At 71.3% G+C, this 18,449-nt stretch carries 16 protein-coding genes and 2 pseudogenes; 8 read left to right on the plus strand and 10 right to left on the minus strand.

Annotation, left to right across the window (positions count from 1 at the left end; translation table 11 throughout):
- Window positions 1-359: pseudogene (locus tag PV350_RS33200) on the plus strand (hypothetical protein); the annotation flags it as partial.
- 71 nt (window positions 360-430) lie between these two features.
- The gene (locus PV350_RS33205; RefSeq protein ID WP_499513101.1) at window positions 431-637 is read left to right on the plus strand and encodes a hypothetical protein; all 207 of its coding nucleotides are present in this window, start codon (window positions 431-433) and stop codon (window positions 635-637) included.
- Here PV350_RS33205 and PV350_RS33210 read toward each other — a convergent pair.
- Entirely contained in the window at window positions 634-1,011 is a 378-nt protein-coding gene (locus PV350_RS33210) for a metal-sensitive transcriptional regulator (RefSeq protein WP_500337380.1), read from the minus strand. The two genes, PV350_RS33205 and PV350_RS33210, sit on opposite strands and share 4 nt — an antisense overlap.
- Window positions 1,012-1,205: 194 nt before the next feature.
- On the opposite strand from PV350_RS33210, the gene PV350_RS33215 reads away from it, so the two are divergent.
- Both PV350_RS33215 and PV350_RS33220 read left to right on the plus strand, forming a co-directional pair.
- A complete protein-coding gene (locus PV350_RS33215) occupies window positions 1,206-1,826 on the plus strand; it encodes a DUF47 domain-containing protein (RefSeq protein WP_026251102.1) in 621 nt (206 codons plus the stop codon).
- A gap of 5 nt (window positions 1,827-1,831) precedes the next feature.
- A complete protein-coding gene (locus tag PV350_RS33220) occupies window positions 1,832-2,830 on the plus strand; it encodes an inorganic phosphate transporter (protein ID WP_499513103.1) in 999 nt (332 codons plus the stop codon).
- Between the two features lie 128 nt (window positions 2,831-2,958).
- On the opposite strand, the gene pstB is transcribed toward PV350_RS33220, so the two are convergent.
- The 9 genes from pstB to PV350_RS33265 form a co-directional block, all read right to left on the minus strand.
- Window positions 2,959-3,735: a phosphate ABC transporter ATP-binding protein PstB gene (pstB, locus tag PV350_RS33225; RefSeq protein ID WP_499513104.1), complete on the minus strand. Its 777-nt coding sequence runs from the start codon at window positions 3,733-3,735 to the stop codon at window positions 2,959-2,961.
- Between the two features lie 43 nt (window positions 3,736-3,778).
- Window positions 3,779-4,852, minus strand: coding sequence for a phosphate ABC transporter permease PstA (pstA, locus tag PV350_RS33230; RefSeq protein WP_499513105.1), 1,074 nt, complete (start codon window positions 4,850-4,852; stop codon window positions 3,779-3,781).
- Window positions 4,849-5,838, minus strand: coding sequence for a phosphate ABC transporter permease subunit PstC (gene pstC / locus PV350_RS33235; RefSeq protein WP_499513106.1), 990 nt, complete (start codon window positions 5,836-5,838; stop codon window positions 4,849-4,851). The genes pstA and pstC overlap by 4 nt, the downstream gene beginning before the upstream one ends.
- Before the next feature lie 101 nt (window positions 5,839-5,939).
- The gene (pstS, locus tag PV350_RS33240; RefSeq protein ID WP_499513107.1) at window positions 5,940-7,079 is read right to left on the minus strand and encodes a phosphate ABC transporter substrate-binding protein PstS; all 1,140 of its coding nucleotides are present in this window, start codon (window positions 7,077-7,079) and stop codon (window positions 5,940-5,942) included.
- A gap of 213 nt (window positions 7,080-7,292) precedes the next feature.
- Window positions 7,293-7,670, minus strand: coding sequence for an NUDIX hydrolase (locus PV350_RS33245; RefSeq protein ID WP_499513108.1), 378 nt, complete (start codon window positions 7,668-7,670; stop codon window positions 7,293-7,295).
- Between the two features lie 118 nt (window positions 7,671-7,788).
- Window positions 7,789-9,063 carry a CHAD domain-containing protein gene (locus PV350_RS33250; RefSeq protein WP_500337381.1) on the minus strand — a complete coding sequence of 425 codons (1,275 nt, stop codon included), beginning with the start codon at window positions 9,061-9,063 and terminating at the stop codon, window positions 7,789-7,791.
- Window positions 9,026-11,344 carry an RNA degradosome polyphosphate kinase gene (locus PV350_RS33255; protein ID WP_499513110.1) on the minus strand — a complete coding sequence of 773 codons (2,319 nt, stop codon included), beginning with the start codon at window positions 11,342-11,344 and terminating at the stop codon, window positions 9,026-9,028. The genes PV350_RS33250 and PV350_RS33255 overlap by 38 nt, the downstream gene beginning before the upstream one ends.
- Window positions 11,345-11,630: 286 nt before the next feature.
- On the minus strand, window positions 11,631-12,575 hold the full coding sequence (mshD, locus tag PV350_RS33260; RefSeq protein ID WP_499513111.1) for a mycothiol synthase: 945 nt from the start codon (window positions 12,573-12,575) through the stop codon (window positions 11,631-11,633).
- Window positions 12,572-13,768, minus strand: a complete 1,197-nt coding sequence (locus tag PV350_RS33265) for an MFS transporter (RefSeq protein WP_500337382.1) — start codon at window positions 13,766-13,768, stop codon at window positions 12,572-12,574. The genes mshD and PV350_RS33265 overlap by 4 nt, the downstream gene beginning before the upstream one ends.
- Before the next feature lie 217 nt (window positions 13,769-13,985).
- On the opposite strand from PV350_RS33265, the gene PV350_RS33270 reads away from it, so the two are divergent.
- From PV350_RS33270 to PV350_RS33285, 4 genes and pseudogenes are all read left to right on the plus strand, one after another.
- A complete protein-coding gene (locus PV350_RS33270) occupies window positions 13,986-15,785 on the plus strand; it encodes a bifunctional metallophosphatase/5'-nucleotidase (RefSeq protein WP_500337383.1) in 1,800 nt (599 codons plus the stop codon).
- 143 nt (window positions 15,786-15,928) lie between these two features.
- Window positions 15,929-16,225 (plus strand): hypothetical protein, encoded by a 297-nt coding sequence (locus PV350_RS33275; protein WP_499513114.1) that lies wholly within the window; start codon window positions 15,929-15,931, stop codon window positions 16,223-16,225.
- Complete coding sequence (locus PV350_RS33280; RefSeq protein ID WP_500337384.1) at window positions 16,225-17,409, plus strand: glutathionylspermidine synthase family protein; 1,185 nt, start codon at window positions 16,225-16,227, stop codon at window positions 17,407-17,409. The genes PV350_RS33275 and PV350_RS33280 overlap by 1 nt, the downstream gene beginning before the upstream one ends.
- A gap of 178 nt (window positions 17,410-17,587) precedes the next feature.
- Window positions 17,588-18,449, plus strand: a pseudogene (locus PV350_RS33285) (ricin-type beta-trefoil lectin domain protein); the annotation flags it as partial.

Below are 18,449 nucleotides of genomic sequence, written 5' to 3' on the forward strand. Positions count from 1 at the left end.
CCGGGACGGGGACCCTGGGCGGGGTGCGGGTGCGCCACTACCAGGGGGTCACGGACATCGCGGACGCCGCACGCGTCGCCTCCCCGCTGGTGCGGGCGGAGCTCGCGGCGGCGGCGGAGGGCTTCACCGTGACCCGGGTCCCGTTCGACGCCTGGATCGACGAGGACGGCCGGCTGCGCAAGGTGCGGCAGCGCTTCACCTTCAGCAACGGCGGGGGCGCGGGCGTGCGGAGCGCGCCGGCGCAGGTCACGGTGGTCTCGACGACCGGGATGTACGGATTCGGGGCGCCGGTGCGGATCACGCTGCCCCGGGAGACCGACATCTACACGGGGAAGATCGTTTCTGCGACCGGCCCCTGAGGGCTTGCCGAAATGGCCCGTCCGTGTCATGCACGGACCGTGCACCAGTCCCTACGCTGGGCGGGGAGGAGGTGGTGCACGTGGCGGTGTGGCTCCTGGACCAGGACGACCAGGTCCACGTGGCCCTCGCGGAGATCGAGCTGTGCTGCGAGCTGATGATCGCGGCGTCGGCGACGACCGAGGAACGGCTGAGTTCCGAGCGCATCGACGAGGTGCTGAACGTGAGCCCCCGCGTGCCCGCGCAGGGGACCCGGTGGTCGGCAGGGGCCGGTCGCTAGCTCCGGAGCAGCCGGGCTATGGCGGCGGTGGCCTCGGCCACCTTGTCGTCGGCCTCCGGTCCGCCCTTCGCCGCGGCGTCCGCGACGCAGTGCCGCAAGTGCTCCTCCAGCAACTGGAGGGCGAAGGACTGCAGAGCCTTCGTACCGGCCGACACCTGGGTGAGGATGTCGATGCAGTACACGTCCTGCTCGACCATCCGCTGCAGACCGCGGACCTGCCCCTCGATGCGGCGCAGCCGCTTGAGGTGCTGGTCCTTCTGTTTGGCGTAGCCGTGCTGGTGCCCGTGCCCGTCCCCGTGCTCCGGAGCGTCCCCGGCGTCGTCCGCCGGCGACTGCGCCTGTTCCTCGGCGCCACCGGTCTCGATGACCGTCATGATGTCCCTCCTGCCCCCTATACCCCGGCAGGGTATATCGTACCGAATTCGCCCCAATGTGCGAGGGTGCGCGCAGAACCCCAGCTAGGGCGCACCCGCGGTGATGAGCGACACTGTAGGACGCCGGTTAGCTGTTGCCGGATGATGCGCCTAGCATCAATGCGACCGAAACCGATGTATTCCGAGGACTTCACGTGCGCTTTCGTCTGACCCCCAGGGAGACGAGCTTCTACGACATGTTCGCCGCATCCGCGGACAACATCGTCACAGGGTCGAAGCTCCTCATGGAACTGCTCGGGGCCGATTCGGCCACCCGCTCGGAGATCGCGGAACGGATGCGTGCCGCGGAGCACGCGGGGGACGATGCCACGCACGCGATCTTCCACCAGCTGAACTCCTCCTTCATCACGCCCTTCGACCGGGAGGACATCTACTCCCTGGCGTCGTCCCTCGACGACATCATGGACTTCATGGAGGAGGCCGTCGACCTGGTGGTGCTCTACCAGGTCGAGGAACTGCCCCGTGGGGTCGAGCAGCAGATCGAGGTGCTGGCCAGGGCGGCCGAGCTGACCGCCGAGGCGATGCCGCACCTGCGGACCATGGACAACCTCACCGAGTACTGGATCGAGGTCAACCGGCTGGAGAACCAGGCGGACCAGATCCACCGCAAGCTGCTGGCCCACCTCTTCAACGGCAAGTACGACGCCATCGAGGTGCTCAAGCTCAAGCAGATCGTGGACGTGCTGGAGGAGGCGGCGGACGCCTTCGAACACGTGGCCAACACCGTGGAGACCATCGCGGTCAAGGAGTCCTGACCCCGGTGGAGACGTTCTCTCTGGTCGTGACCATCGGCGTCGCGCTCTTCTTCACGTACACCAACGGCTTCCACGACTCCGCGAACGCCATCGCCACCTCCGTGTCCACCCGGGCGCTGACCCCGCGGGCCGCGCTGGCGATGGCCGCGGTGATGAACCTCGCCGGCGCCTTCCTCGGCACCGGGATCGCCCACACCGTCAGCGAGGGCCTGATCGAGACGCCGCACGGGCAGACCGGCATGGCGATCCTCTTCTCCGGGCTGGTCGGGGCGATCGTCTGGAACCTGATCACCTGGTACTACGGGCTGCCCTCCTCCAGCAGCCACGCGCTCTTCGGCGGCCTGGTGGGGGCGGCGCTGGCCGGCGGCACGGGGGTCATCTGGTCCGGGGTGGTGGACAAGGTCATCCTGCCGATGTTCCTGTCGCCGGTCGTCGGGCTGGTCGTCGGCTACCTGGTGATGCTGGCCATCCTGTGGATCTTCCGCAAGGCCAACCCCCACAAGGCCAAGCGCGGCTTCCGCATCGCGCAGACCGTCTCGGCCGCGGGCATGGCGCTCGGCCACGGCCTGCAGGACGCGCAGAAGACGATGGGTGTCGTCGTGCTCGCGCTGACCATCGCCGACGTCCAGGAGGAGGGCGACGGGATCCCGCTGTGGGTGAAGTTCGCCTGCGCGGCGATGCTCTCGCTCGGTACGTACGCCGGCGGCTGGCGCATCATGCGCACCCTCGGCCGCAAGATCATCGAGCTGGACCCGCCGCAGGGCTTCGCCGCCGAGACCACGGCGGCGTCGATCCTCTACACGACCGCCTACATCTTCAAGGCGCCGATCTCCACGACGCACATCATCACCTCGGCCATCATGGGCGTCGGCGCGACGAAGCGGGTCAACGCGGTCCGCTGGGGCGTCGCGAAGAACATCGTGACCGGCTGGTTCATCACCATGCCGGCCGCGGCGCTGGTGGCCGCGCTGGTCTACGCCGTGGTGCACGTGGCCTTCGGCTGAGCCGGGGACGACCCGCCCCCGGGTACGAAGCAAATGGGCCCGCCCCCCGAACGGGGGGCGGGCCCTTCGCCTTGCGGTGGCACCGCCATGCAGCACCGCAGGACGGCTGTGGCCGGCTGCGGGACGGATCAGCCGAAGCGGCCGGAGATGTAGTCCTCGGTCGCCTGGACGGACGGGTTGGAGAAGATGCGCTCGGTCTCGTCGATCTCGATCAGCTTGCCGGGCTGGCCCACCGCCGACAGGTTGAAGAAGGCGGTGCGGTCGGAGACGCGCGCGGCCTGCTGCATGTTGTGGGTCACGATGACGATGGTGAAACGCTCCTTGAGCTCACCGATCAGGTCCTCGATGGCGAGGGTGGAGATCGGGTCGAGCGCGGAGCAGGGCTCGTCCATGAGCAGGACCTGGGGCTCGACCGCGATGGCGCGGGCGATGCACAGACGCTGCTGCTGACCGCCGGACAGGCCCGAGCCGGGCTTGTTGAGGCGGTCCTTGACCTCGTTCCAGAGGTTGGCCCCGCGCAGCGACTTCTCGACGATCGTGTCGAGGTCGCTCTTCTTCTTGACGCCGTTGAGCTTCAGGCCGGCCGCGACGTTGTCGTAGACCGACATCGTCGGGAACGGGTTGGGGCGCTGGAAGACCATGCCGACCGTGCGGCGCACGGAGACCGGGTCCACGCCGGGGCCGTAGAGGTTCTCGTCGTCCAGGAGCACCTTGCCCTCGACGCGGCCGCCGGGGGTGACCTCGTGCATGCGGTTGAGGGTGCGCAGGAAGGTGGACTTGCCGCAGCCGGACGGGCCGATGAAGGCCGTCACCGTGCGCGGCTCGATGTTCATCGAGATGTCGTCGATCGCCCTGAAGCCGCCGTAGTACGCGGAGAGTCCGCTGACGTCGATTCGCTTGGCCATGGTGGTGATGCTCGCAATCCTTGGGTCGCTGATGTTGGCCGCGTCAGCGACCGGTCTTCGGGGCCTTCCAGCGCGCGATGCCGCGCGCCATCAGGTTGAGGATCATGACGAAGGCGATCAGCACGAGTGCCGCCGCCCACGCCCGGTCATAGCTCGCGTCGTTGCCGTTCTGGTACTGCTGGAAGATGTAGAACGGCAGCGAGGCCTGGGGGCCGTTGAACGGGTCGTTGTTGATCAGGTTGTTGCCGAAGACCAACAGCGCGATGGGGGCGCTCTCGCCGGCGATGCGGGCGACCGCGAGCATGACGCCCGTGGTGATGCCGCCGATCGCGGTCGGGATGACCACCTTCACGATGGTGCGCCACTTGGGGACACCGAGCGCCAGCGAGGCCTCGCGCAGCTCGTTCGGGACGAGCTTGAGCATCTCCTCGGTGGAGCGGACGACCACCGGCATCATCAGGATGGCCAGGGCCATGGCGCCGGCGAAGCCCGAGGGGCCGAAGCCCAGCAGCAGGTTCCAGGTCGACAGGATGAACAGACCGGCGACGATCGACGGGATGCCCGTCATGACGTCGACGAAGAAGGTCACCGCCAGGGCGAGCCGGCCCTTTCCGTACTCGACCAGGTAGACGGCGGTCAGCATGCCGATCGGAGCCGCGATGGCGGTGGCGATGCCGACCTGTTCCAGGGTGCCGATGATGGCGTGGTAGACACCGCCGCCCTCGCCGATGGTCAGCACGCCGTTCATGGAGTGCGACAGGAAGGCGCCGTCGAGGATCTTGACGCCCTTGCTGACCGTGGTCTGGATCAGCGAGTACAGCGGGAGCGCGGCGAGGATGAAGGACGCCCAGATGACGCTGGTGGCGACCCGGTCCTTGGCCTGGCGGCGACCCTCGACCGCCGTGGCGATCGCGTAGGTGCCGAGCACGAACAGCAGGACGGCGATCAGGCCCCACTGGAGCTTGCTGTCCAGGCCGGCACCGAGGCCGATGCCGACGGCGAGCACGAGCGCACCGGCCGCGATGCCCGCGGGGGCCCACTTCGGGAGCCGGCGCTGGGCCAGGGCCCGCTGCGGCACCGCGGGCGCGGAACGCTTGTCTGCTACTGCGTGGCTCATGCGTTGGCCCCCGAGTATTCCTTGCGCTTGGCGATGATCGCGCGGGCGGCGCCGTTGACGAGCAGGGTGATGACGAAGAGCACCAGACCGGAGGCGATCAGCGCGTCACGGCCGAACTCGTTGGCCTCGCCGAACTTGGCGACGATGTTCTGGGAGAAGGTCCCGCCGACCGGGTCCAGGACGTGCACCGACAGGATGGGCGCGGCGGACAGCACCGTGGCGACGGCCATCGTCTCGCCGAGCGCGCGGCCGAGGCCGAGCATCGAGGCGCTGATGATGCCGGACCGGGCGAAGGGGAGCACCGACATGCGGATGGTCTCCCAGCGGGTCGCGCCGAGGGCCAGGGCGGCCTCCTCGTGCATCCGCGGCACCTGCCGGAAGACCTCGCGGCTGACGTTGGTGATGATCGGGAGGATCATGATCGCCAGCAGTATGCCGACGGTGAAGATCGAGCGGGCCGCGCCCTGCGGGTCTTCCTTCTCGAAGACGACGGTCCAGCCGAGGTACTCGTCCAGCCACATGTTGAGGCCGGTCAGGTGCGGGACCAGGAACAGCGCGCCCCACAGGCCGTAGATGATGCTGGGCACGGCGGCGAGCAGGTCGACGATGTACGACAGCGGGGAGGCGAGGCGGCGCGGCGCGTAGTGCGAGATGAACAGCGCGATGCCGACCGCGATCGGGACCGCGATGGCCATCGCGATGATCGAGCTGACGATCGTGCCGTAGGCCAGCACCGCGATGCCGAAGACCGGCGGGTTGGCGTTGGCGTTCCACTCGAAGGTGGTCAGGAAGTTGCCGTGGTCCTTGGAGATCGCGTTGATCGCGCGGATCGTCAGGAAGATCGCGATCGACGCCATGATCACCAGCAGCAGGATGCCCGAACCACGGGAGAGGCCCGAGAAGATCTTGTCGCCGGCGCGTGTGACGTTCGCCCCGGCGTGCTTCGCGGCCGTTGGCGGGGTGGGGTTCTGTGTAGTTATAGCCATCGGTTTTCTCTCCGGTCTGGGTGGGGGATCACTCCCCCGGCGGCGGTGCACCGGAAGTGCGACCGGCCCCGCGACGTGTGTCGCGGGGCCGGTCGACTGGGTTAGGACAGGGCGTCCACGGTGGAGCGGACCTTCGTGGCGATCTCGGCCGGGAGCGGCGCGTAGCCGGCCTCGGACAGGATCGACTGGCCCTCCTCGGAGGCGGTGTAGCCCAGGAAGGACTTCACCAGCGGCAGGGTCTCGGCCTTGTTGCCCTTGTCGCAGGCGACCTCGTAGGTCACCAGGACGATCGGGTAGGCGTTGTCGGCCTTGGTGGTGTAGGCGGCGGACATGTCCAGGGACAGGTCGGCACCGGTGCCCACGACCTTCGCCTGCGCGATGCCGGCGGAGGCGTTGTCGGCGGTGGCCTCGACCGGGGCGGAGGCGCCGGTGTCGACCTTCACCGTCTTGATGCTGTTGGCGGTCGCATAGGAGAGCTCGAAGTAACCGATCGAGCCGTTGACCTGCTTGACCTGGGCCGCGACACCGGCGGACTTGGCGGCGGACTGGCCGCCCTTGCCCGCCCACGCCTTGGCGTGCTCGTACGGCCACGCGTCCTTGGCGGCACCGTTGAAGTACTTGGTGAGGTTGTCCGTGGTGCCGGACTCGTCCTGGCGGTGGAAGGTCTGGATCTTGGAGCTGGGGAGCTTGGCGTCCGGGTTCAGCTTCTTGATCGCCGCGTCGTCCCAGGTGGTGATCTTCGAGTCGAAGATCTTGGCCAGGGTCGGGGCGTCCAGGACCAGGTTGTCCACGCCGGAGACGTTGTAACCGATGGCGATGGGGCCGCCGACCATCGGGATGCTGATGCCGGTGCCGTCGGTGCAGACCTTCTTGGACGCCTCGACCTCTTCGGGCTTCAGCGGCGAGTCGGAGCCGGCGAAGCCGTCCGTGCCGTTGTTGAAGTCGATGATGCCCTCACCGGAGGACGACGCCTTGTAGTTGATCTGGGCGTCGGTGCAGGCCTGCTGGTAGTTCTTGACCCAGGCGTCCATGGCGTTCTGCTGCGCCGAGGAGCCGGAAGCGAGGAGCTGGCCGCCCTTGTCAGCGCACTTGATGCTGCTGGACGACGTGGGCGCCTTGCTGCTGTCGCTGCCCGCGTCCGTGTTGTCGTCCGAACCGCACGCAGTGAGCATGAGGGCACCGGAGACCGCGACCGCGCCGACGGCCAGGGCGCGGAGCCCGCTCTTACGCTGAAGCTTCACCTTTGGTGATTCCTTCCTGAAGCCCGCCGGTGGACGGCGAAGCAGAGGTATGGATTTCTGCATCCACCCGGCGGCTGCTCGCTCACCGGTAAGGCCGAAATTAGGCAGATCAGGTGAAGTGGTCGACGGCCGAGGGTGAACGCAAGGTGAACCTCGCATATCAGTGCGGTGCTGTAGCCCACACCGAGTGGCGTACGTCTCAGCGTGCCACCGTCACAGGCGCGTTCCGCGCAGGAACGCGTCGAGCACGGCGCGGTCCCGCGCATGGGTGAGCCGGTTGCGCGCGGCCGCCGGCGGCAGCCAGAGCATGCGGTCGACCTCGTGGTTCGGGGCGAAGGAACCCTCGCGCGCCTCGGCAGCCCAGTAACGCACGATCTTCGTGCGCCCCTCCACGACGTACGTGGAGGAGGGGAGCACCCGCCCGGGCACGCAGTCGAGCCCGGTCTCCTCCTTGACCTCGCGGAGCGCGCCGTCCAGCGCCGTCTCCCCGCGTTTCAACTTCCCCTTGGGAAGCGACCAGTCGTCGTACTTGGGGCGGTGGATCAGCGCGATCTCCAGGCCCTCGTCGAACGGGGAGCGGCGCCACAGCACCGCTCCGGCGGCGAGGATCGGGGTGTCGGCGGTTCCGGTGGAGGCGATGGCGGTGCTCCTTTCCGGGCTGCGGGTCAGGGGCCGCTCCCGCGGGCGGGCCGGACGGTCGGCGCGACCGTCAGCGCGACCACAGGTGGGCGAAGGCGTACCGGGCCGCCTCCACCTCCAGGCGCTGGTCGGCGTGGAGCACGCCCAGCGCGTAGGCGGTGGCGGGGGCGATCCGCGGGGTGCGGGCGGCGGCGGTGACGGCGGTCGCGGCCTCCGAGGCCTCGCGGTGCTGCTCCAGCACCCGCGCCGCGGCGGCCAGCCGGGCGGCGGAGTCCCCGTCGTCGCAGGCCAGCACCTCCTGGGCGTAGCGGCGCAGGCGCAGCAGGACGCGGACCCGGTTCCACGCGGCGTCCTGGCGTTCCGCGGGCAGTTCGCCGGCGAGCGCGGCGTGGAGCGTCTCGCCGTTGTACGGGTGCCGTGCGCGCGTCAGCGGCAGTGCGGCCGCGGCCTCGGTGAGCCGGGTGTGGGCCTGCTCCGCCAGCAGCGGCAGCACGGTGGCGGCGGGTTTGCGCGCCGTGGGGGACAGCGGCACCTCGGAGGCGAGCACCGCCACCGCGTCCACCACCGCGTGGAACCGCGAGGAGCCCATGGCCTGCAGGGCGGCGGAATGGGCCCGGGTCCGGGCGAGGGTGAGCTGACGTTCCAGCAGGGCACCGGCCCGGGCGGCGCCCACGGCGAGCGGGCCGCTCGCGGCGCCGCCGCGTTCGGCGGCCTGCGGCGGAGCGGGGGAGCGACGGGTCCCGGCGGCGTGGGCCACCGCGGTCAGCGGTTCCGGGACCTCGGCGGGCGCCTGGGGCGCGGCCGTCGTGCCGCGCGGGGTCTCCGCGACGCCGCCCAGGCGCTCGCGGGGCGGTTCGGACGCTGCCGCCGCCAGGTCCGGCACGGTGGGCACCGGCAGCCACAGGCCGAGGTCGTCGTCGGCGGGAGCGGCGGGGATGCCCCCGGTGTCCTCCGCGGAGGCCAGCCGCTGCAGTGCGCCGATCAGCCGGCTGAGCCGGGCGGCGTAGCGGTGCTCGCGGCCGAGGGTGTCGGTGAGCCAGCCGAGCTCGGCCCGCAGGGGGTCGGCCCAGCCCGGGTCGGTGAGCGACCCGAAGGTGTGCAGGGTGCCGGCGATGCGGCGGGCCGAGCGGCGCATCTGGCGGCCGCTCTCGGCGGTGTCGTCCTGAGGCCGGCCGGGTTCGCCCTCACGTGGTGCCAGTGCGCGCAGGAAGGCCGTGGCCTCCTCCCGCAGGTACTGTCCGAGGACCGCACCGGCCTCACGGTCGGGGAGCCCGCCGGCGGTCAGGCCGGCGGGCGTCGCTGCCGTGTCAGGGTGTCGCTGGGCCACGCCGGCGCCTCCGCGCATCGATGAGCATCTCCTGGATGTGGGGCAGCGGACGCCCTTCGGCGTCGGTGCTGTGCCGGGTCCAGTCCCCGTCCGGGCCGAGCCACCAGGACGAGGTGGAGTCCGAGGTTCCGGTCTCCAGGAATCGGTTCAGGGAGGCGCGGTGCGCCGGGTCGGCGACCCGGACCAGCGCCTCGATCCGGCGGTCGAGGTTGCGGTGCATCATGTCGGCGCTGCCGAGCCACACCTCGGGGTCCCCTCCGTTGCCGAAGACGAAGACCCGGGAGTGCTCCAGGAAGCGGCCGAGCACGCTGCGCACCCGGATGTTCTCCGACAGCCCCGGCACCCCCGGGCGCAGCGCGCAGATGCCGCGCACCCAGACGTCGACGGGCACGCCGGCCATGGAGGCCCGGTAGAGGGCGTCGATGATCGCCTCGTCGACCATCGAGTTGGCCTTGATCCGGATGTACGCGGGCCGGCCCTCGCGATGGTGGGCGATCTCCGCGAGGATCCGCGAGACCAGCCCGTCGCGCAGGCTGCGCGGGGCCACCAGCAGGCGGTTGTAGGTCTCGCGGCGCGAGTAGCCGGAGAGCCGGTTGAACAGGTGGGACAGGTCGGCGCCGACCTGCGCGTCGGCGGTCAGCAGCCCGAGGTCCTCGTAGAGCCGGGCGGTCTTCGGGTGGTAGTTGCCGGTGCCGACGTGGCTGTAGCGGCGCAGCGTGTCGCCCTCCTGGCGGACCACGAGCGACAGCTTGCAGTGCGTCTTCAGCCCGACCAGGCCGTAGACGACGTGGCAGCCGGCCTCCTCCAGCTTGCGGGCCCACTTGATGTTGGCCTGCTCGTCGAAGCGCGCCTTGATCTCGACCAGCACCAGCACCTGCTTGCCGGCCTCGGCGGCGTCGATCAGGGCGTCCACGATCGGCGAGTCGCCGGAGGTGCGGTACAGCGTCTGCTTGATGGCCAGGACGTCCGGGTCCTGTGCGGCCTGCTCCAGGAAGCGCTGCACGGAGGTGGAGAAGGAGTTGTACGGGTGGTGCAGCAGCACGTCGCGCTCGCGCAGCGCGGCGAAGACGTCGGTGGCGTGCGCGGACTCGACCTCGGCCAGGTCCGGGTGGGTGCCGCCGACGAACTTCGGGAACCTCAGCTCCGGACGGTCCTGCGCGGCGATCGCGAACAGCCCGGTCAGGTCGAGCGGTCCGGGCAGCGGGTAGACCTCGGCGTCCTCTATGTTCAGCTCCTGGACCAGGGTGTCCAGGGCCTGCGGGGAGATCGACTCCTCGACCTCCAGGCGGACCGGGGGACCGAAGCGGCGCCGCAGCAGCTCCTTCTCCAGGGCCTGGAGCAGGTTCTCCGTGTCGTCCTCCTCCACCTCCAGGTCCTCGTTCCGGGTCACCCGGAACATGTGGCTGTCCAGCACCTCCATGCCGGGGAACAGCTCCTCCAGGTGCGCGGCGATGACGTCCTCCAGCGGGACGAAGCGCTGCGGGCCGGCTTCGAGGAACCGGGACAGGATCGGCGGGACCTTCACACGGGCGAAGTGGTCGTGACCGGAGACCGGGTTGCGCACGGTGACGGCCAGGTTCAGGGACAGGCCGGAGATGTACGGGAACGGGTGCGCCGGGTCGACGGCCAGCGGGGTGAGGACCGGGAAGATCTTGTTGCGGAAGAGCGTGAAGAGCCGGGCCTGCTCCTTCTCGGTGAGGTCGCTCCACCGGATGATGTGGATGTCCTCCTCGGCGAGCGCCGGGGCCACGTCGTTCTGGAAGCAGGCGGCGTGCCGGGCCATGAGCTCGCGGGCGCGGGTGAGGATGTTCTCCAGCACCTTGGTGGGCGACAGGCCGGAGGCCGAGCGCTGGGCCACGCCGGTGGTGATGCGGCGCTTCAGGCCGGCGACGCGGACCATGAAGAACTCGTCCAGGTTGCTGGCGAAGATCGCGAGGAAGTTGGCCCGTTCGAGGAGGGGCGTGCCGGGATCCTCGGCGAGTTCCAGCACGCGCTCGTTGAAGGCCAGCCAGCTCTGCTCGCGGTCAAGGAAACGGTTCAGCGGGAGCTCTTCGTCCGTGCCCTCGTCCACCGCCGCGTCGGCCGCAAGGGCCTCACCCGACTTCTCCGCCGGCCGCGGCACGGTCGCGAGGCCGTCCAGGCGCTTGAGTTCGGGGTGCAGGGGCGGGACGACGTGCGGGCGGCCGTAGGCCGGGGACTGCTCCGCCGGGGGCTGTTCCGCCGGGGTCTCGGACGCGGTGGGAGCACCGGAGCCGGACCGCTCGGTCCGGGCGTTCGTCGGGAAATTCATCGAGGCCATGGGTGCGAGCCCTCCTCCGGATCCGGCACGTCGTTCACCTGGACGGCGGCGCACGGAACCCGGCCACCGACCATGCCTCCATTGTCCCCGGCGCGCCGGGATACCGGCAGGTCGAGAGGGGGGAGGTGGGTCGCGGCGGGCGTCTGCATTCACAGATGCTCGCAAGCGACTTTGAATCGCCGGTAACGGGCAGGTGGCGGTCAGGAAATCGCCGTACGTACCGGCCGTGTCCGGACGGTCACCCGGATGGCTCCGCCGGGGGCCCGATCGGCCCCCCGCGGGAGCCTCAGGTCTCCGTCCGGTACATCAGGTCGACCTCGTGCGTGGTGAAGCCGAGACGTTCGTAGACGGCGAGGGCGGGGGCGTTGTCCGCGTCGACGTAGAGCATCGCGGTGGGCAGGCCGCGGTCGTGCACGAGGTACCGCAGCCCGATGAGGGTGAGTGCCCGGCCCAGACCGCCGCCCTGCTCCTCGGGGTGGATGCCCAGGACGTAGACCTCGCCGAGGCGCTCGCGCTCGTGCACCTTCGTCCAGTGGAAGCCGGCCAGCCGGTCGCCGCGGAAGGCGAGGAAGAAGCCGGCCGGGTCGAACCAGGGCTCGGCCTTGCGGTCGTCGAGGTCGCGCTGGGTGAGGCTGCCCTGCTCGGGGTGGTGCGCGAAGGCGGCGGCGTTGACCGCCAGCCAGGCGGCGTCGTCCTGCCCGGGGACGAAGGCGCGCACGGTGACGTCGGCGGGGAGCACGGGCTCGCCCAGCGGGGGCGCGCCGGCGCCCTCCTCCAGGGGGCGGCGCAGCTGCCGCAGCTCGCGGAAGAGGGCGAGGCCGAGCAGCCCGGCCAGGTGGCGGGCGGCGGGGTGGCCGCCGTGCGCCCACACGCGCAGCCGTTTGCCGGAGGCGGCGAGCAGTGCGTGGCCGAGGGCGCGGCCGTGACCCTGCGCGCGGTACGCGGGGTGGATGACCATCTCGGCGGCGGGGGCCTCGACCGGGTCGGTGTCCTCCAGTTGGGCGTACCCGACGAGCACGCCGTCGCTCTCGACCACCAGGTGGCGTACGCCCTCACGGGCACCGCCGCGCAGGTTCAGCCGGCCCTGCTCGGAGACCGCGGCCTGGCCGTCGACCGCCGCGGCCGCCTCGATCAGGGCCAGGACCGCCTCGGCGCGGCCGGGGCTCAGCGCGTCGAGGGTCTCGATCCTGCGGGGGCCCACGGCGGTCTGCTGCGCTGCTGCGTCGGTCATGGGACCGAGCTTACGGCCGTGCGGGTGCGGGAGGTGTCCATCGGCACCAGTGCCGCCGCACCGCAGGCCACGGCCGCCGCGGCGGCGAGGGCGGGCCAGTAGCCGGTGGCCGAGATGAGGGCGGCGCTCAGCGGCGGGACGACGGCGGCGGTCAGGTTCTGGCCGGTGTTGTGGACGCCGAGGGCACGGCCGGACCAGGACGGGCCGGCGCGTTCGGCCGTGGCGGTGAAGGACAGGCCGTTGGTGCTGGCGGTGATTCCTATGGACAGGACGAGGGCGGCGGCGGTCACCGGGGAGGGGAAGGCCGCGGTCACGGCTGCCGCGGCGACCACCACGGTGGTGGCGACGGCGAGTTGCCGCATCGGCCGCAGCCGGCTGCCGACCCGGTCCGACCAGCGCCCGGCGGCGATCCGGAAGCAGGCCCCCAGCACCTGTGCGACGGCGATCAGCCGGCCGGCCCCGACCGGGGACCAGCCCCGGGTGTCCACCAGCAGCACCAGGGCGAAGGCCCCCGCCGTGAACTGCGGTACGACCAGCAGCGCGCCCGCGCCGTGGATCCGCCACAAGGTCGCCGAGCCCCGGTAGGGGTTGGCCGCCGACGCCGCGCCGGGACCGGTCCGCGGGCGTACCGGGTCGGCGGCGAACAGTGCGACCAGGCAGGCGACGACCCCGCACACGGCGGCCAGGAAGCCGAAGGCGCCGTGCACCCCGTACGCGGCGGCGAGCGGGGGCATGGTCAGTGCGGCCACGCCCATGCCCAGCGGGGTGGCGGTCTGCCGGATGCCCATGGCCAGCCCGCGTTCCCCGGCGGAGAACCAGCCCATGACGAGGCGTCCGCTCGCGGAGTACACCGAGGCACCCGCCGCTCCCGCCAGGGCGAGCAGCGCGCCCAGCGCCGTCGTGCCGCCTCCGGCGCCCACCGCGCCGGCCGCGACGGCGAGCAGCGCGGCGGCGCCGCCCAGCCCGGTGGCGATGACGACGCGTTCGCCGTACCGGTCGGCTGCGGCGCCCCACGCGACGAGGGCGGCGACCAGCCCGGCGGTGGGGCAGGCGATGAGCAGCCCGATCTGCGGCAGCGTCAGGTGCGCCGTGTCCCGCAACGTGGCGGCCAGATAGGGGACTCCGTAGACGAAGGCGCAGGCGGCGGTCTGTGCGGCGGTGCCCAGGGCGAGCATCAGCCAGCGACGGGGCATGGGTGCACCTCCTCGGTCGGTGGTGGATCCAACTATGTCGCTTGTTTGTATGGCGAGACAGATCATTCCGGTGGGTGAGACGGAATGCCCGGCTGCCCGTCATGTACCGATCAGTCGAAACCTGCCCGTAACCGCAAAGCCACTGACAACTACGCGCGTTGACAATAGGCTGCGGCCGTCCTCCGCCTCCATCCATCGTTCACGTCCAAGGGGACCCATGTCAGTGACCCACCCGCGTCGCCGTGCCGCACGCCGCGTCGCCGCCGCGACCGCCGGCCTGGCGGCGGTCGGTGTGCTCGCGATAGCGAGCCCGGCCGCCCAGGCCCACGAGACCCACCACGGGGGTCACGGCCACGGCAGCCGTACCGTCGACCTCCAGCTGCTCGCCGTCAACGACTTCCACGGCAACCTGGAGCCCCCGGCCGGTTCCTCCGGCCGCGTCACCGAGCTCCAGGCGGACGGCACCACCAAGACCGTCGACGCCGGCGGCGTCGAGTACCTGGCCTCCAGCCTGCGCACCGCCCGCAAGGGGCAGGAGCGTTCGCTCACCGTCGCCGCCGGCGACATCGTGGGCGCCAGCCCGCTGCTGTCGGGCCTGTTCCACGACGAGCCCACTGTCGAGGCCATGAACAAGCTGGGCCTGGACGTCACCGGCGTCGGCAACCACGAGTTCGACGAGGGCAAGGACGAGCTGCTCCGTCTGCAGAACGGCGGCTGCCACCCGGTCGAGGGCTGCTACGAGAAGGGCCGCAAGTTCAAGGGCGCGGACTACCCGATCCTCTCGGCGAACGTCGTCAACGAGAAGACCGGACGCCCGCTGCTCAAGCCCTACACCATCGAGAACGTCAAGGGCGTCCGCGTCGGCTTCATCGGCGTCACGCTCGAGGGCACCCCGAACATCGTCACCGCCGAGGGCGTCAAGGGCCTGAAGTTCCTCGACGAGGTCGAGACGATCAACAAGTACACCAAGGAGCTCAAGCGCAAGGGCGTCAACGCCGTCGTCGCGCTCGTGCACGAGGGCGGCTTCCCCGCCTCCTCCGCGTACAACTACGACTGCGACGCCGGCGGTGCGGGCACCGGTCTGTCCGGCCCGATCGTCGACATCGCCAAGAACACCTCGGCGGACGTCGACGCGCTGGTCACCGGCCACACCCACAACGCGTACGTCTGCACCATCCCCGACCCCAAGGGCAACGACCGCCTGGTCACCAGCGCGGCGTCCTTCGGCCGGCTCTTCACCGAGCTCGACATGAAGTACGACCTGCGCACGCACGACATCGTGCGCGCCTCGGTCGAGGGCTCCAACCACGTCGTGGACCGCACCCAGACCAAGGCCGCGGACATGACCTCGCTGATCAGCCGCTGGCAGACGCTGGCCGCCCCGGTCGCGGGCCGCACCGTCGGCTACATCTCGCAGGACATCACCCGGGCCGGCAACGAGTCCGCCCTCGGCGACCTCATCGCCGACGCGCAGCTCGCGTACGCCAAGACCCTCGACCCCTCGGCCACGATCGCACTGATGAACCCCGGCGGGATCCGCACCGACCTGGTGCACAAGGCCACCGGCAGCGAGGGCGACGGCGTCGTCACCTACGCCGAGGGCTTCGCGGTCCAGCCGTTCAGCAACACGGTCAACCTGCGGACGCTGACCGGCGCCCAGCTGGTCACCGTGCTCCAGCAGCAGGTCAGCGGCAGCAACGAGGCCGCCCCGAAGATCCTGCAGATCTCCAGCGGCCTGACCTACACGCTGGACCTCACCAAGACCGGTGCCGCCCGTGTCGTGACCGACTCGATCCGTCTCGGTGGCGCCCCGATCGACCCGGCGGGCAGCTACCGCGTCGCGATGAACTCCTTCCTGTCCGGCGGCGGTGACGGCTTCGGCGAGCTGGCCAAGGGCACCAACGAGCTCGTCGGTGGGGACGACCTGGCCGCGCTCAACGCCTACCTGACCGCCAACTCCTCGGCCTCCGCGCCGCTGGCGGCCCCGGCGGCGAACCGCATCACGATCGTCCAGTAATACGCGGCACGAGCGGGCGGGTCCCGCGACCGTGCTCCGCCCCGGGGGCGGCCGTCGGCACCGACGGCCGCCCCCGTTCTTCGCGGCGGGCCGCCCGCGACCCCGCTCTCGTGGCGGCGGCCCCCGCTGCCTACGCTGTGGACATGACGACTACGGAGCGACGGCGGTTCAGGTCCGGCACGGTGATCCTCGGCGGCATGGGCGTGCTGGCCGCCGCGCTGACCGCGTGCGGCTCCGACCCCGACAAGCGCTGCGTGGACCCGGACACGTACCGGACGCTCCCGGTCGAGGAGTGCGACGACGACGGCGGCCACGGCCGCTACTACTACGGCGGCAGCGTCCGCAACGGGAAGGCCAAGGGCGGCAGCTTCGACAAGTCGTCGGTGAAGACCGGGGGCTTCGGCGGCCACGGCTCGGGCCACGGGTCCGGCGGCGGCTGATGCGCCGGTACGCCGTCGAGCCGCGCCCGGGCTGGCAGCGGATCGTGGAGGACCAGGGCGTCGTCTACCCGCTGACCCGTCATCCCGACGGCTCCCTGCGGCCGTACTGGGACGAGAGCGGGTACTACGCGTTCTCGCTCCCGGAGGTCGAGGCCCTGGAGGAGACCGTCGCGGAACTGCACGCGATGTGCCTCGCCGCCGCGGAGCACATCGTGGCCGAGGACCGCTTCGCCGAGCTCGGCGTCCACGACCCGCACCTGGCCGGGCGGATCGCCGAGTCCTGGCGGCGGCGCAGTGAACTCCCCTCCCTCTACGGCCGCTTCGACCTGCGCTACGACGGGACCGGCCCGGCGAAGCTGCTGGAGTACAACGCCGACACCCCCACCTCGCTGGTGGAGGCGGCCAGCGCCCAGTGGTTCTGGATGGAGGACCGTTTCCCCGGTGCCGACCAGTGGAACTCCCTCCACGAACGCCTCGTCGACGCGTGGCGGCGCCAGGCCCCGCTGCTGCCGCCCGGCCCGGTGCACTTCGCCCACACCGAGGCCGACGAGCTCGGCGAGGACCTGATGACGGTGGCCTACCTGCGGGAGACCGCCGAGCAGGCCGGACTCGACACCCACGCCCTGTCCGTCGAGGCGATCGGCTGGGACGAGCTGTCCGGGCGCTTCGTCGACGACCGGATGCGCTTCATCCGCAGCTGCTTCAAGCTCTACCCCTGGGAGTGGCTGGCCGGCGACCCGTTCGGCGGCCACGTCCTGGACACCCTCGACAACGGCGGCGGCACCGGCACCACCTGCTGGATCGAGCCCGCCTGGAAGATGCTGCTGTCCAACAAGGCGCTGCTGGCCGTCCTGTGGGAGCTCTACCCGGACCACCCCAACCTCCTCGCCGCCCACCTCGACGGTCCCCGCGACCTCGCCCGGACCACCGGCTGGGTCGCCAAGCCGCTGCTCGGCCGCGAGGGCGCGGGCGTCACGGTGCACCGCGCGGGCGAAGCCGCCGTGCCGCGCGCCGACGAACCCTGCTGCTACCAGGAACTGGCCCCGCTGCCCGTGTTCGACGGCAACCACGTGGTGCTCGGCGCATGGGTCGTGGCGGACGAGCCGGCCGGGCTCGGCATCCGCGAGTCGGCGGGCCTGGTCACCGACACGTACGCGCGTTTCCTGCCGCACGTCATCCGCTGAGCGGGCGCGACCTCGGCGGCACAGGGTGACCCGTCGGCCGCAGTGCGTGGGCTGAAGGCGCTTACCCCTTGCCGGGCAGGGGAGTTACCAGCGGAAACACTTTCCTCGGCAGTAACTTGTGGCCCACCATGGGCAACCCTGTCCCTCCAGACCCATCGACGTGTCCGGGTGGTCCGCCGTGTCCCAAACGCACCAAGAGCCCGTCTATGACGAGTTGTCCGACGCCGCTCTCACCGAGCGGGTACGGGCCGGAGCACCGACCGCCTACCCGGCGACCGAGGAACTGCGCCGCCGTCACCTCCCGGCCGTCCTCTGCTACGCACGGCTGTGCACCCGCGGACAGTCCGCCGCCGACCAACTCGCGGCGCAGGCCTTCGCGCTGGCCTGGCAGGAGGTGCACCGGGGGGTCGACCCGCGCGGTCCCTGGCGGCACCGGCTGCTGATGCTCGTCCACCAGGCCGCCGCCGTGTGGGCGGGCGGCAGCCGCCGTGAACGGCTCGGTGACGAGTACGCCGCCTTCATCGACGACATCCGCGGCGCCGAGCAGCGCGTCCCCGGGCTCCCGGGCCTGCCCGTCAACCCTCGGCTCCACCTGGCCGAACGCTCCGTGCTCTGCGGCGCCTTCGCCGTGCTGCCCCAGCACACCCAGGGCGTGCTGTGGCACGCGGTCGTCGAGCGGGAGGGCGACGCCGACGTCTCCCGCTGGACCGGCGACCGGGCCCCGGAGCTGCCCGACCTGACCGCCAGGGCCCGGGACGCGCTGCGCGAGGCCTACCTGCGGACGTACCTGGAGCGCAGCGAGGACCCCCGGTGCAAGGGCTTCGGCCGCCTCCTCGACGCCGCCGCCCGCCGTGACGACGCCCGGCAGAACGAGGACGTGGAGCAGCACCTCGCGCACTGCCAGGGCTGTGCCGGTGCGCTTCAGACGCTGATCGTCCTCGAACGCGACCCCCGGCCGCTGCTCGCCACGGCCCTGCTCGGATGGGCGGGGCCCGCCTACCTGGCGGCCCGGTCCGCCCCCGCGCTGCCCGCCACCGCAC

Source organism: Streptomyces sp. PA03-6a (genome assembly GCF_033792765.1).
Classification (GTDB): Bacteria; Actinomycetota; Actinomycetes; order Streptomycetales; family Streptomycetaceae; genus Actinacidiphila.